Below are 15,165 nucleotides of genomic sequence, written 5' to 3' on the forward strand. Positions count from 1 at the left end.
TGCCCGCGAGGGTCCGGTGGTTTCTTCGCTCATTGAGCCTTCCTACTTTCACTCAGAGTTTCACTGCGCGCGCGGCGCGCCCGCGCTTGAATTACGCCAGTTTTTGCATAGATAACAACATCGATGACGAAGGTTGAGATCACAAGAAGCCATCCCGCCATTCGAAGCACGTGAACAAAGTGGCTATCGCCCGCGAAGAACAGAAATAGCTCAAGGATCAGGGCACTGTTTCGTAACCCCAGACGTAGGGGAAATTGCCAGTCGATGATCGCAATACCGATTCGGACGATGGAGGGACCACCGCCAATTACGACCGGCATCAGATAGGACAGAGCGCCTTGGAAAAGCTGCGCAAATCCGGCAATTCCAATGATGGGAAGCCACATGAGAGTGAGCGCGCGAAGCTGAGAGGGGCCGGAGACGAACAGTGACGCGACGCCCAGAGCGCACGCTCCCACGCTAATCCACAGCAAGCCAAGCAGGAATGACCAGGCGGAATATTCACGCGGGCCTTTATTTCGAAGGACTTTTGCGTAAGGGTAAACGATCCCGACAATTGCGCATGTCCCAAGCGTAAGAATCCCTGCTCCAACCAGGGGCATCACTCCCAGAAGGGCGCCCGCGATTGCTAGGAGCAGGCTCAAACACCAGGGAAGAAGAACCCGCACACCGCTGCTAACTGCATCGGGAGACATCCGAGTGCGCAGAATCGTTGGCCCCAAGGTAATGGCCGTTCCGCCGATCGCGAGACCAACCCATCCTGCGACGCCGCTGAGGGCGTGAGCGAGGGTCAGGCGATCGCGCATCGCGACCAAGGCCTCGGGAATGGAGGGAGAGAACATCGTTGCTGTGACAAAGGAAGCCAGCAGCGCGGCAAGAACGAAGAATGAGGCCGAGCACACGTAGTAGCGGACGACGATGACGAAACGGGATGCCAGGCGTTCACGAAGGACCGAGAGCATTTCAGCACCGTGCCACGCAGCGACTGCGGCAATTCCGGTCGCGGCGATCATCGTACCGACCATCCATCCTATCCACATTGAGACAAAGAGCGCGGCGAAGAAGGCATTGAAGATCAGGATGCGAATGGTGTTGTGACGGCGCGCTCGCGGGTCATCAGCGGACAAGCGCGCGAGCGAGCGAGCAAAGAACCACGACCACTGGAAAATTCCATTGCTCAAGACGCCCAGGGTCACCAGATGGATCATGGTCCACAGGGGTTGAGGCATCCGGCTTTTAACGACCAGCGTAACAATAGCCATTGCGACCGCGATGATCATCCAGATCGAAGTAAAGGTATCACTGCGCTGTCGGTAGGTCTTTGCGGGCGTCAGCGTGGACGCGGGAGGCGAAGCAAGTTCAGGCATGGGTGACCCGCCCACGCCTCGTGTTCACAATTGTCACGCTCGCAGTCGTAATGACGAAGAGGAGGAATGCACACACTCCCAGCGCTCCGCCAAAACGCCAGGGAAGTGCGGCCTCGCGCGCGCCAGACAGGAAACGAATCAGCAAGCTCAGGTGGAAAAGAACCAGAGGGACCCACATCGAGAAGTGGTAGGGAACCTCGCGACGAATCACCGAGGGGATAATAACCGGTGCGTGCGCAATGACCATAGAGACTGCGAAACCAATCGTCAGGGCATGAACACTCGCATCGTATCCGTAGCCGGAAAAGGTCGGGGGCGCGGTAATCCACAGAGCGGCTGGGAGCAGTGCCCACCCATATCCCGCGAGCATCGCGACTGCTGCAAGACGCGGGATTCCGGGAATTTTGATGGTTTTGAGAGCGACGTCGTGATATCCCATATCGATCGCAAGGGCTGCAAGGGAGATCCCCAGAAGTGGGTAGGCAACAAGGGGAACAATCAGCGTTAACGCAAGCGAGATGAACAGAGCGCCGACCCAGACCAGGATCCGTTTCTCGGTTGTCTCACTGAAGGCAAGGCGCGCCAATTCAAGGCGCTCACCAATGATCGTCAGAACCAAGAAGAATAGCCACCAGGGCATGATGAGAGCGACTTCCAGGCCTCGCATCCACAAGAGGATCCCACACAGGCCGACGCAGGCAGCAATCAGCTGGATGAGGACTGCGTAGGAGGCCTGACGTTTTCTCCACACGTGCCGATAGATCATGACCAGGGTGATCATGGAGATTGTCCACAGCACCGCTGGGAGCATCCGCTGGGATTGATATCCGGGAAGGATGCGGCTGAGGTAAGCCGGAAGCGGCAATGCGGCAATGAAATTGGCAACCGCAGGGCTTTGAGAGATGACGATGGCGGCAATTCCCGCGAGCGCCGAGGCGGCCGGGGAAAGGTAGGCCCATCGAGAGTTCAGCGCTACCGCACGTTCTAAACAGATCGCTGTTCCCAGGAAGCCGTAGACCATGAGGATTCCGTGGATTGCACCCAAATCAGTGGAGCTCACGGGAGCAAGGGCACCCAAACGAACAAGAGCTGCGTCAAGTCCTGCAAGAAGCGCAACTGCCGCCCCCACGAGCAGGATCATCCGGCGCCAGGGAAAAGGCGGGCGTGCAGAGGTTAACGTATCCGCACCTTCGCGCGTTTTCTCCACCATTTTTACCGGACCTCTCCTGCTTTAATGAGACCCCTTAAAGGTACCGGTCAGGAGGCTCTTTTTCCACCAAGGCCTCAAATCCTGAACGCGAATAACTGTGAGGGGTGCGGGGCCGTCCGCCGCCCCGCACCCCTCACAAAGGTTATGAACGCGAACTCAGCCCTTCAAGGCCTCGCTCACCAGCTGCTTTGCCGCTTCCTGAACCTGAGCAAGGTGCTCGGCTCCACGGAAGGACTCGGCATAGATCTTGTAGACGTCCTCGGTACCCGAGGGACGAGCCGCAAACCATGCGACGTCAGTCGTAACCTTCAGGCCGCCGATTGCTGCATCATTACCCGGAGCGCGCACGAGCTTTGCGGTGATGGGGTCACCAGCCAGTTCGGTTGCGGAAACATCCTCGGGAGACAAAGCGGCAAGCTTTGCCTTTTCTTCACGGTTCGCAGGTGCATCGATTCGTGCATAAGCCGAGGCCCCGAAACGCTCCACCTGCTCTTCGTGCAGCTGCGAGGGAGTCTTACCGGTGACGGCCAGAATCTCAGAGGCCAGAAGGGCCAAGATGATTCCGTCCTTATCGGTGGACCACACGGTGCCGTCCTTGCGAAGGAAGGAGGCTCCCGCGCTTTCCTCGCCACCAAAACCGAGCTCGGCGCTAACCAGCCCGGGGACGAAGTACTTGAAGCCGACGGGGACCTCGATGAGCTTTCGGCCAATCGAATCAGCGACGCGGTCGATGAGGGCCGAAGACACCAAAGTCTTACCGACTGCAGCGTTTGCGGGCCAGTTCGGGCGATGCGTGAAAAGGTATTCGATCGCAACGGCCAGGTAGTGGTTCGGATTCATCAAACCATCGGGTGTCACGATTCCGTGACGGTCCGAGTCAGCGTCATTTCCGGTCGCAATGTCGTAGGGAGTGTTTCCGTTCTCATCCGGAGTCATCGCATCGCGAAGAGAAGCCATTGCATAGGGAGAGGAGCAATCCATACGGATCTTTCCATCCCAGTCCAAGGTCATGAACGACCATGCGGGGTCAACATTGGGGTTGACCACAGTGAGCTCAAGACCATAGCGCTCGGCGATCGCTCCCCAGTAGTCGACCGAAGCGCCACCCAGGGGATCGGCGCCAATGCGCACGCCGGCCTCGCGAATCGCATCGATATCAATGACCTGGTCAAGCTGATCGACGTAGTAGGCAAGGTAGTCGAAGCGGTGGATACAGGGGTGATCCAACAGGTCCGAACCCAGCACGCGATCGACGCTGCGCCAGCCCTTTTCAAGGATTTCGTTGGCGCGCTTGGCGATCCACGAGGTCGCATCGGAGTCCGCGGGACCACCGTGAGGCGGGTTGTACTTGAAGCCACCGTCACGAGGCGGGTTGTGGCTGGGGGTGACCACGATACCGTCAGCCAGCCCTTCCCCAGTCGTACGCAGGTGCTTGGGAGCACCGTTTGCACCGAGAATCGCCACAGAAACCGCAGGGGTCGGAGTGTAGGAACCACGTGCGTCGATGCGAACATCGACGTTATTAGCGGCCAAGACTTCCAAAGCGGTTCGCCATGCGGGTTCGCTCAGCGCATGGGTGTCGCGACCAATGAAAAGTGGGCCGTTGAAGCCCTGCTCGGCTCGGTAATCAACAATCGCCTGGGTAATCGCAACGATGTGTGCTTCATTGAACTTGCCATCGAATGCGCTACCGCGGTGTCCGGAGGTACCAAAAGACACCCGTTGATCGGGGTTTGAGGGATCCGGCTCAATGTCGTAATACGCAGAAATCAGCGCATCAATATCAGTAAGGTCTTCGGGAAGGGCAACAGTGCCAGCTCTTTCATGCATGCTTTCAGTCTGCAATGTTTCCCTAAACCGTGCAAGGTATTTCACGATAAGGGACAGATCCACTGCGCAAACAGATTGGCCTACCCACACGCTTTACTCCCTTGCGTTAAACTCAATGTGAATATCGCCCCGGCAACGACGCAGCGCGACATGCATGGAAGACAAAGGAGAACCCCATGGGCTGGTTGGATTCGATCGAGCACAATCGCTGGCTGTCAGCACAACTTCAAGCACTGATCGCAGAAGCAAAAGTGAGTACGACACATTCGGGGTTTAGCGAAGGTCCAGACGGCGAGGAACCCAGCGAGCGCGATCAATTCACCCTCAGCGCTCGAATGCTCCACGCTTTTTCCCTGGGAACACTTCTTGGCCTTCCCGGTTCACGACGCTATGCCGACCACGCGACTAAAACCCTTCGCCGCGTCATCCACGATCACCTTCAAAAGCTTCCCGAAGCGACCGCCACCGACGATCCGGAAACCATCAATTCCGATGAATACAAGGCTGAGGTGCGCAGCGGAGAGATCGACTACCAACTTGATAACGCACTGCTCATCAGTGCGAGCGCGGCCGCAACTGTTGCCAATCGCCCCAGTGCCCACGAGCTCCTCCTCGACGCCCTCCACGAGCAAGAGCGCCGCTGGCTTGCCCCCAACGGACTGGTCTACGGAGCCATAGCCTCGGGAAGTACACAGCACAAGGCGCCAATTATCTCCCTTGGAACCCTAGCTTCGACCGCCGAGGCGTACCTAGCAGCTGCCGAGGCGACCGCCGACCCCGTATGGATCGACCGAGCCGAATCCATCACCCGCGCGGTCGTGCAGATGGGAAGCGAGGCCTCGTGGCGGGTGGGCGAATACATCGATATCGAAGAGCTCTCCCCCGTTCCCCAGACCGAGGCCGATTGGTCGAAGAAATGGGAGCATTGGTCTGCAACTCCGGTGCTTGAGGGCGTGCAGATCGGCAGCTTGCTGCGCTGGTCGCGGCTGTGCATTCAGGTTCGCGCAGCCTTGAGGTCCCTGGGACGTACGAGCGATGACACGCTTCTCGAGGCCGGGCAAGACTTCTTCGAGCGAGCACGCGTTGATGGATGGCGTAAGAAGGGCTACGCGGGATTCGTGACCTCGGTGGGCTTCGAGCATCACGAGGCAGAAATTCTGGACGACCGACACTTCATGTGGGTCGCCTGCGAAGGCGTCTGCGCCGCGGTATCACTGGCACGAGCACTGCGCGATGACGGTGCCAGCGAAGGTGAAGTCGAGCACTACGAACACTGCTACCGCTCGTGGTTGGATTTCATTAACGATGAGCTTATCGTCCAGCCTGGACAGTGGCTGCACGCCTTGTCCTTTGACAATGAGCGGATTGAAGAGTCCAGGCCCCGCAGTGGGGATATCGCCTGGGCAATTCAGTGCGTTTTGGTTGGCCGAGTGCCGATGTGGCCACCTTTTGCGTCCGCGATTTCCCGAGGCCTTTTGGACCATCCAGAAGAGGCGCCAGCTGACCGCCGTTCGTGGGTACCTTTCCGTCGCCATCGCTGAGAAATAAAGGGATCGAGGGCACATTCGGAAAGACGAATGTGCGAATAGATCAAGATCCGCTATGATTGGCGGGTCTGGAGGGCTGACCGAGTGGCCGAAGGTGACGGTCTTGAAAACCGTTGTGTCAGCAATGGCACCAGGGGTTCGAATCCCTTGCCCTCCGCTGTACCGGCGACGCTGAGCTTCCCAGCGCGCGCATTTCGCACGCGACGGGAAAATGCCTTAGAGTAGTCGGCACTGGAGACGTCGCATAGTCCGGTCGAGTGCGCCTCCCTGCTAAGGAGGTAGGGGTTCACGCCCCTCGCGGGTTCAAATCCCGCCGTCTCCGCAAATAGCCCCGCGGTTCCCTTGGAATCGCGGGGCTTTGCTATACCCAGAACATGCAGCATACAAATGGCTATCAGTCAACAACTTTTTTGAAAGAAATAGTTTGAAATGACCAATTCCACAAGTAATTGCCCAGTGATTATTCAAACTGTAGATTAGACACTGAATCCCTATAAACTGTGCGATTGAGAGAGATTTTCGATGTCACATCCCAAACTCTTAAAAACGCGCGCGCGAGCGGCGGGTGTTGCAGCTCTTGCAGCAGCCTCGCTTCTGTTGACTTCCTTCACTCCGTTTAACGGTAGTGTCGCGGCAGACAACAACAGCGCAAGCGAAACCACCCAGGCAGCCTCTGCCTCAGAAACGGAGAATGCTAGCGACGCTAGCGCCTCCGCATCCGAGCAGGCGGCAGCCTCCGACTCACAGACCCCTGTAGCAGGCGGAACTGAGGCGAACACCTCGGATACCTCCGCTCAGGACGCAGGCACCTCTGCAGAGTCAAACCAACCTCGTTCACGTCGCGCACGTGCGACCAGCTCGAGGCCGGCAACCCTGGCAATGACGGTCACGAACGATAGTTCGACCCTTGCGATTCGCGACAAGCAAATCACGACGATCAACTACGCCTGCTCGTCAGTGACTACCCCCTGTGAAGGTGCAAGTATTGAAGTGCTGCTTCCTGCGCCCGTTACCCCTGCAGGTACGGCGCTGACAGACAAGCTCTACACTGCAGTTGCCGTGACAGGTTCGACGGTTCTGCGCACCGAGCGGAGCATTGTCGAGGGCAACCCGAGGATGACGAGACTCGTCTTCCCCTTGCAGGGGTCGATCCCCGCGGGAACCTCCGACCGTATCCAGATCACCTGGACCTACGACGGCAACGATGCGCCGAACAACTCAACGACCACCCAACAGGTGAACTTCACGGCTAGCAACGCTGACTCTATCGATGACTCAAAGACCACCAAGTGGACCGCGGAGACCGATATCGCCATCGAGAAGAGCGGTTCGACAAACCCGAATAGCTACCCTGCTGTCGGCGGCGAAACGACCTATAAGCTGCGTTACGGCTACCAGCAGATCGACCAGGACAACCCCAATAAGGTCGGCATCCGTTGGAATGGTTCCTCACTGAAGAATGGCGTCAACGGCACCAACTTCGTGCAGGTCCAGGACATCAAGGTCGTCGATCCGCTTCCTGCAAAGGCAGTATTCGTCTCCGCTACCAACGGCGGCGTTTACGATGCGGCAACGCACACTGTCACGTGGTCCTATGACAAGTGGGCGTGGCAAAACCCCATCGAGTCCTTCGTTACCGTGAAATACCCCGAAGGTTCGGTAACGACGGCCGACACGGTGACAAACAAGGCCACCATCACGGCTGCGGTTCAGAATGACCCGACAACCGTCATGAGCAAGAGCTCTGAAATCACCCACGGTTTCGCAGTTCGTAATCCTGCTGGTCGCGTTATTAAGACCGGTAACGACAACCAGTACCAAGTTCGTAAGAGCCTCACTCAATGGCGTCTCGGCGCTATCAACACCGGCAATACGACGACACACGTTCACTTCGATGACACCCTGCCGTGCACATGGTCTTCTCAGGACGCAAAGGCTGCAGCTGGCAACTGTGATCAACCGACCATGGTGAGCCCTTACCGCTTCAACATCTTCAGCAAGTCTGGCTACGAAGATAGGGACGGCTGGACTTTCGAATACTGGACCAATAAGGGTAATCACGTTGTCGCCAACTATACCGAGACGACTGACATCACCCTTCCCGATGGTGAATGGATCACCCGCTTCACCATCGATAGCGATGTTGCCCCTCAGACCAGCGCATCTATCTGGTTCCAAGGCACAATCTCCGCATCCCTCCCCACGGAAGAACCATCAGATTTCGCCAGCCGCTACAACCCGGTCCTCCCGCCTGAGAAGTACTACAATTATGTAGCTTCTCCCGACTATGTCCGCTTCCAGAACTGTGCAACCGGCACTCTGACGGATAAGGACACCGGTGCAGTCCTCGCTTCCAGCGATGAATTGTGCTCCTGGATGCGCGTGCGCGACGACTTCCCCAGTGTGGGAGTAGTCAAGGCCGTCAGGACGAATCCCGTAGTCGTTGGAAGGACAGCATCTTTCGGTGTCAACGGCTCTGTTCGTACCGCTGCTCAAGGCGGCAAGCCCACACCGTTTACCATTGCAGATCTTCTTCCTGAAGGCTTTGACATCGACGATGCATCTTCGGTCAGCCTCAGTTCTGGTTCGACTCTGACCAACCCTGATGGAAGCAAGTACGACCTCAGCAAGGTTCAGATCGAGATCACGAAGAACTACAACGGTACGGGACGCACCCTGCTCCGCATGATTGTTCCCGACCCGGTCGAGGGGTCTCTTTTCACGAGTTTCGACACGACTGTGAGTGGCTCCGCACCTGCTGGACAAACCGTGAACCAGGCAATGACCTACATGCCCGGTGACGGAGCCAAGGACGTTGCTGTAGACAAGAGCCTGCGCAACACGAACTACTGCATCAGCGGTCGTGACAAAGACACCTTCGACGTCAACGGCAATGGCTCAACTGAGGATTACCTGTGTTCCGCCAATGCCAACTTCAACGTTGCGACCACCCCCGCTATGAACATCACGAAGGAAGTCAAGGGCAATAAGGATGCTGACTTCGTTCCTGCCGGAGAGGTCGCAAAGATCGATCCGGGTTCGGATGGCGCATACCGTTTCACCATTTCAAACGCTGGCAACACTCCCCTGACGGAGGTTGTCGCCTATGACATCCTCCCCCACCAGGGTGACGTGGGCGTTGGCCCTGCCTCTTCTCAGGCACGCGGCTCCTCTTGGCAGCCCTACCTGAACTCGACCAACTGGACCTTCCAGTCGATCAAGGAGAAGTCGGGTCAGGATCCCGTGACCACCGAGGTTCCTGCCTCGGATATCACAATCCAGTACACGACGGTTGATAACCCCTGCCGCGGTGAAGTGATGAGCGTCGGTGGCGCAATGAACGATGGTCCTGCGGGATGTACGCCCAACGCCTGGGGCCCCGCCCCATCTGACCTGACGACCGTTAAGGGCTTCCGCCTGGTTATGAACCGCGATATTGAGGTCGGCGAAAGAATCCAGTTCGTGGCAACAATGACCTCTCCGGTCAACGCGAACCTGATCGCTTGGAACTCCGTTGCAATGGCTGGCGGCGTTACCGAAAACGGTAAGGTCTCGTACCTGCAGCCGAACGAAGCACCCAAGGTCGGCATCAACGTCTCCACTGACGTGTCGGTCACCAAGACGGTTGCTCGCGTTAAGGTGAACGGCGACCAGCCGGTCATGGATGCAAATGGAATCCCGGAAACAATCGAGTCGACCGACCCGGTTATGCCCGGCGATTACATGCTGTACTCGATCACCTTGAATAACAAGGGACCGGCTGTCGCTTCTGGTATGAAGATTAAGGATGTCCTTCCGCAGGGAATCGAATTTATCTCCTCGCAGGTCCGCCTGTGCCAGACTGATGCAACCACTCCCTGCGTCGGCGTACAGCACAGTTCGAACCCGGATTTCGCGAATTTGGACACCGACTGGGAGGCAATGCCCTCCGGCCAGTTGGATACAAACCTTGCGGTGAACGGAACCCAGACGCTCTACGTTCTGGTGAAGGTCAACCCCTACACCGAGGGCAAGACCATCACGAACACCGCAACCTTGGGCGATTATGACCAGGTTGATTCGAACAAGGACAACAACACCTCGAGCGCATCCTTCACCGTTGGCGGCTCCATCACCGGAACCATCTACAACGACACGGATGCCACCTGGACGAATGATCCCGGAATCGACAAGCCTTTCGAAGGCGTAACTGTCCGCCTGCTGGATGCCAACGGCAACCCCGTTAAGGATTCCTCTGGCGCTGACATCACCGCGACTACCGACGCCAATGGCAACTACACCTTCACCCGCCTGCCTTTGGGCGACTACAAGGTTGAGGTCGTTCCCGACCAAGCCACCATTGACGGAGAGAACGCATCGCTGTCCGACTACACGCAGACCTACGGCTACCAGACCTCGACCACGCGCAGCGAGGCAGGCAAGGGGAAGCTCACAACCCCGACGATTTCTCTGACCACCTCGAACGCCAACGTTTCGAAGGTTGATTTTGGATTCGTCAAGCCTGCATCACTCGGTGACTACGTGTGGTTCGACGCCAACAAGGACGGCATCCAGGATGCCGACGAATATGGCGTCGCAGGCGTCAAGGTGACCCTGGTCGACGGCATCGGCAACCCGGTTGTCGATGCCAACGGGAAGACCGTCGAGCCGGTAACAACCGATGCGAACGGAAAGTACTCCTTCTCGAACCTGTTGCCGAACGTTGATCGAATGCTTGCCTCAAACGGTAACGACAGCTATAAGGTGATCTTCACCCTTCCTGCTGGGTACTCTGCGACCACGAGTAACGCGGCTAATTCCGCAACGGATTCTAACGGCCTCGAAAGCTCCGCGATCCTGACCCAAGGCGAAGCGAACGAGACCTACGATCTGGGCCTCGTTGCAGACGGAAAGATCGGTGACACGATCTTCTGGGATGTCGACAACAATGGTGGTTCTGCTCCCTCTGGCGCAGATAAGCCGCTTGCTGGAGTGAAGGTCACATTGACCTACACGACTCCTGCAGGAGTTGAGAAGACTCTCACGACTACAACCGATGAGAACGGCAAGTATTCCTTCGAGAATCTGGCCCCCGGAGACTACACAGTCGCCGTCGATCAGGAATCGCTGGCAACAGCTTGCCCCGAGTGCACCGCTCAGAGCCACGCACCCTCGGGCGACGTGAAGGCCTCGGAGAACCAAACCCTCTCCCTGAGCTCTAAGGTCACCCTGACCCCGACCTCGATGACCAACGAGGACCAGGACTGGGCATTCACTGCAGCAGCCGACACCGCGATTAAGAAGGCGATCACCACTCCCTCGGCAGAGGAGCAGGACACCTTCGATTTCGCACCCGGAAAGGAAATTACCTACACCCTCACTCTGACCAACAATGGTCCGAGCGTGGCAACCGGTGTGACCGCTTCCGATAAGCTGCCCGCAGGCGTTACCTTCGTGTCCACTGAAGGCGATGGCTCTTACAACGCGCAGACCGGTAAGTGGGATCTGTCGAACCTGACCATTGCGAAGGATGAGGTCAAGACCATCACCATCACCGTGCGTATCACCGGTGAGGGCGTTGGCTCGCTGATCACGAACGTCGCAACGATCACGCACCAGGATCAGTACGGTGATAACCCGACGAATAACGAGTCCTCGGCATCCTTCAAGGGTGGCTACAACCTCGGAGGAACGCTCTACCGCGACTCCGATGCCAGCTACTCAAAGAGCGACACCGAAGCTCGATTCGCAGGACGCACCATTGCCCTGCTTGATGGAAACGGCAACCCCGTCCTGGACAAGGATGGCAACCCCGTGACCACGACGACGGACGAGAACGGTAACTACCAGTTCACCGGTCTTGCCCCCGGCAACTACAAGGTGTCGATCGTTGATCCCACCACCGGTGATCTGGCTGGTCTGACCAACACGCAGGCCTACAACGGTCGCAACGCAACCGAGGCATCGGTGACCATCGGTGACTCTTCGGTCCAGGGCGTTGACTTCGGCTTCGTGAAGCCGGCGACCATCGGTGACCGCGTGTGGAACGATCAGGACCACAACGGTGTCGACAACGGCGAACCCGGTGTCCCCGGTGTAACCGTCATCCTCAAGGATGCATCTGGCAACGAAGTTGCTCGCACGAAGACCGACGCAAACGGTAACTACCGCTTCGAGGGAGTCCTCCCCGGCACCTACAGCGTGTCGATTGAGGTTCCCTCCGGTTACGAGGCAGTGGCAACCTCCAAGGATGTCACCGTGGCAGAGGGCGAAGTCAACCTTGATATGGACTTCCCGCTCACGCTGATCCCGGCCGCCCCGTCACCTTCGCAGCCCGCGAAGTCGATCCTGGCGAAGACCGGTTCGGATGCGCAGTGGATCGCAATCCTCACCGCCATGCTGCTCGCAGCAGGCGTTGGGACTGTCGGTGCCGCTCGCAAGCGCCGCGACTGATCGCATCATGCGAATGCGCTTCTAAGCGCAAAGCACAGGCCGGGCCCCGATGAAAATCGGGGCCCGGCCCTTTTGCGTGTTTTATCGTTACGTCCCCAGAGCACACTTTCGTGAGTTTGCTTTATGCTGCCCAACCTGCGGTCTTTTCGGAGCGCGCTGGGATTAGATCACCGAATCATGCTTTAGCTCTTCCATTCCTCCGTTAGCTCTCTCTTTCCTGGTTTAGCTCGCTCACCTGCCGCCTTAGAACAGCAATAGACCCGGAATGAATGAGCTAAACCAGGATGGGGAGGATGGGGAGGGGGAGGGAGCGAAGGGGCGAGAACGAGGAGGGAGGCCGTGCAGGGCAACGCAGAGCGACAAAAGTTTGCCCCCGGGCGCAGTTCATTCAATGAGCACCCGGAGGCAAACGCTAATCAGTATTCGTCAGTGGCGAAACCTTAGTTCAACTGGTCAAAGGAACGTGCCCACGCGGAATGGATGGGGTTCGCGTCGGCAACCATGGCCTCGAAACGGTTTTCGGCAATCTGCATGACTTCGTTCAAGGTCACGCGGATCTCTCGAAGATCAGAACCCTCAACACGACGCCAACCATCAGCAAGAAGTTGATCGGCCGAATCCACACGCGAGACGCATACGATCAGCGGGCGGTTAAAACGCTCATGGTAGGCCTGACCAAGCGCGCGCAATTCTTCCTGCTTCTCCGAGCTAAAGTCACCCAAGAGCGTCGAACCGGTGTCCAGCAGGGCCTGCTCATCGGCCTCACCACCCAGAATCAGATCAACGATGTCGGTGTAACCGGAAATCAGAGCTTCCTGTTCTTCACGGTCAGCCTGGCCAACTGCATCCTGGAAGGCGTGGCGCAGGTCAGCGACCGACTCGAAAGGAGCGTGTGTCCACGCACGCTCAACCGGCCACGTCACTCCCGAGAACATGGGAGCGAAGGCGCGAGTGAACTGTGCTTGATCAAGGCGATTAATTGCGTCCAAGTCCAGCGGACGGCCATCAACCATTGAAACAGCCGGAGAAGGCTTACGACCGATGTGGAAGAAGAGCAGGTTGAGAATGATCGCGCAGATTGAACCGATCGTCACGCCTGAGCCGAAAAGAATCTGCATCCACGAAGGCACGTAGCTCGCGAGTTCTGGCTTCAAAGTGACCAGCAGCCCCAAGCCAAGCGAGGTCGCAACGATCACCGAGTTACGGTTATCGCGCATATCAACAGTGGAAAGGGTCTGAATACCGACAACAGCAACGGCTGCAAACATTGCCAGAGACGCTCCACCGATAACGGGCTTCGGGATCGAGGCGACAATCGCGCCAGCCTTGGGCAGGATTCCCAGAATGATCATGAAAACGCCCGCAGCAGTAACGACCCAGCGCGACTTCACGCGCGTGAGACGAACCAAACCAACGTTCTGTGCAAAGCACGTGTAGGGGAAAGAGTTCAGGACACCACCCAGCGCGGTCGACAGGCCATCGGCGCGAAGAGCATTTGCGATGTGCGAAGGAGTGATGCGCTTACCCACAACCTCGCCGGTTGCAAACACGTCACCGGTGGTTTCGACGGCGGTAATTGCCATGACGATGAGCATCGAGATAATCGCCGCAACTGAGAACTTTGGAATTCCAAAGAAGAATGGAGTGGTGACTCCAATCGGTGCCGCCTGAGAGACCGCAGAGAAGTTCGCATCCCCCAGAATCCACGCGACGATCGTTCCGCCCAGCAGACCCAAAAGGACGGCAATCGTCGCCATAAATCCAGAGAAAATGCGCTGGATAACGACAATGACAGCCAAAGTGCCCAGAGCGTATGCAAGTCCGCGAAGAGTTCCAGGAATGGGATCGGCACCAACCTTCGCTGCCTCAGTCCCCCAGTACACGATGTCGTTTGCGGCAACCGAGATAAGGGTCGTTCCCATAACGGTCAACAACGTGCCGGTAACAACCGGTGGGAAGAAACGAAGAAGCTTCGCAAAGAAGGGCGCGGCAAAGAAAGTTGCAATGCCTGCAACGATAATCGAGCCGTACATCGTCGGGAGGCCTTCGACTCCCCCACCAGCAGCCAAACCGATTGCAATAAGCGGCGAAACAGCCGTAAATGTCACGCCTTGAAGTAAGGGAAGACGAACACCAATCTTCGGGCCAAGACCTGCAGATTGGATGATTGACGCGATACCGCAGGTGAAGAGGTCCGCATTGATCAGGTGAACAGTAGTAGCCGAGTCAAGTCCCAGACCACTTGCAATTACCAGTGGAACGACAACTGCCCCGGCGTAAAACGCCAGGACATGCTGAAAACCGAGGATTGTGAGCTTGGGGAAAGAAGGGACCGCATCGACCGGGTCGATTCGAGTGGTGGACATTTTTGGATGGCTATTTGCCATTGCGCTGCTCCTGCATGTCACTCAAAAATGGACCTCTTAATTCTTACCCATCCGTAAGAAGCAAGGAAAGCAGCGTTTCACGGACATTTCGGTTGCATTGATTGACAAACTCGCATAAGTTTTCTTTCTTTTCCGCAAGATTCTGCGACTTCCTCCGCAGAAAAAAGAGGCTGATGTGATTGATGACGCATTTATGAGTTTGCTTGTAAAGGCGCCTTGTGCCTAAACTATTTCTCGGCCAATCAAACGGCAATGCGCTCGTAGCTCAATGGATAGAGCATCTGACTACGGATCAGAAGGTTGGGGGTTCGAGTCCCTTCGAGCGCGCAAGCGGCCCCGCTCGGTGCGTCCCATCGGTCGGGGCTTTGCTATACCCGCCTATCCCCACGTCG

General features: G+C 57.3%; 6 protein-coding genes and 3 tRNA genes. 5 read left to right on the forward strand and 4 right to left on the reverse strand.

The window, feature by feature from the left end; all coding sequences use genetic code 11:
* Positions 1-29: 29 nt before the first annotated feature.
* The 3 genes from RW023_RS04360 to pgm all read right to left on the reverse strand — a co-directional run bounded on the left by RW023_RS04360 (position 30) and on the right by pgm (position 4,407).
* A complete protein-coding gene (locus RW023_RS04360; protein WP_315580048.1) occupies positions 30-1,367 on the reverse strand; it encodes a hypothetical protein in 1,338 nt (445 codons plus the stop codon).
* Positions 1,360-2,577, reverse strand: coding sequence for a hypothetical protein (locus RW023_RS04365; RefSeq protein WP_399499344.1), 1,218 nt, complete (start codon positions 2,575-2,577; stop codon positions 1,360-1,362). The genes RW023_RS04360 and RW023_RS04365 overlap by 8 nt, the downstream gene beginning before the upstream one ends.
* Before the next feature lie 156 nt (positions 2,578-2,733).
* A complete protein-coding gene (gene pgm, locus RW023_RS04370) occupies positions 2,734-4,407 on the reverse strand; it encodes a phosphoglucomutase (alpha-D-glucose-1,6-bisphosphate-dependent) (RefSeq protein ID WP_315580049.1) in 1,674 nt (557 codons plus the stop codon).
* Positions 4,408-4,583: 176 nt separating this feature from the next.
* Between pgm and RW023_RS04375 the strand changes: the two genes are divergently transcribed.
* From RW023_RS04375 to RW023_RS04390, 4 genes are all read left to right on the forward strand, one after another.
* Positions 4,584-5,948 (forward strand): AGE family epimerase/isomerase, encoded by a 1,365-nt coding sequence (locus RW023_RS04375; RefSeq protein WP_315580050.1) that lies wholly within the window; start codon positions 4,584-4,586, stop codon positions 5,946-5,948.
* A gap of 76 nt (positions 5,949-6,024) precedes the next feature.
* Positions 6,025-6,111, forward strand: a tRNA-Ser gene (locus tag RW023_RS04380).
* Positions 6,112-6,187: 76 nt separating this feature from the next.
* Positions 6,188-6,276: transfer RNA gene (locus tag RW023_RS04385), tRNA-Ser, on the forward strand.
* 200 nt (positions 6,277-6,476) lie between these two features.
* Entirely contained in the window at positions 6,477-12,386 is a 5,910-nt protein-coding gene (locus tag RW023_RS04390) for an SdrD B-like domain-containing protein (RefSeq protein WP_315580051.1), read from the forward strand.
* Between the two features lie 440 nt (positions 12,387-12,826).
* Here the strand turns inward: RW023_RS04390 and RW023_RS04395 are convergent, their stop codons facing one another.
* Complete coding sequence (locus RW023_RS04395) at positions 12,827-14,773, reverse strand: solute carrier family 23 protein (protein ID WP_315580052.1); 1,947 nt, start codon at positions 14,771-14,773, stop codon at positions 12,827-12,829.
* A gap of 254 nt (positions 14,774-15,027) precedes the next feature.
* Between RW023_RS04395 and RW023_RS04400 the strand changes: the two genes are divergently transcribed.
* Positions 15,028-15,100: transfer RNA gene (locus tag RW023_RS04400), tRNA-Arg, on the forward strand.
* The last annotated feature ends 65 nt before the right edge of the window (positions 15,101-15,165 follow it).

This window comes from uncultured Actinomyces sp., assembly GCF_963542285.1.
GTDB lineage: Bacteria > Actinomycetota > Actinomycetes > Actinomycetales > Actinomycetaceae > Pauljensenia.

Bases quoted from the DNA above. Each gene is read 5' to 3' on its own strand.
- RW023_RS04360 (WP_315580048.1), bottom strand. From the start codon at position 1,367: ATGCCTGAACTTGCTTCGCCTCCCGCGTCCACGCTGACGCCCGCAAAG.
- RW023_RS04365 (WP_399499344.1), bottom strand. From the start codon at position 2,577: ATGGTGGAGAAAACGCGCGAAGGTGCGGATACGTTAACCTCTGCACGC.
- pgm (WP_315580049.1), bottom strand. From the start codon at position 4,407: ATGCATGAAAGAGCTGGCACTGTTGCCCTTCCCGAAGACCTTACTGAT.
- RW023_RS04375 (WP_315580050.1), top strand. From the start codon at position 4,584: ATGGGCTGGTTGGATTCGATCGAGCACAATCGCTGGCTGTCAGCACAA.
- RW023_RS04390 (WP_315580051.1), top strand. From the start codon at position 6,477: ATGTCACATCCCAAACTCTTAAAAACGCGCGCGCGAGCGGCGGGTGTT.
- RW023_RS04395 (WP_315580052.1), bottom strand. From the start codon at position 14,773: ATGGCAAATAGCCATCCAAAAATGTCCACCACTCGAATCGACCCGGTC.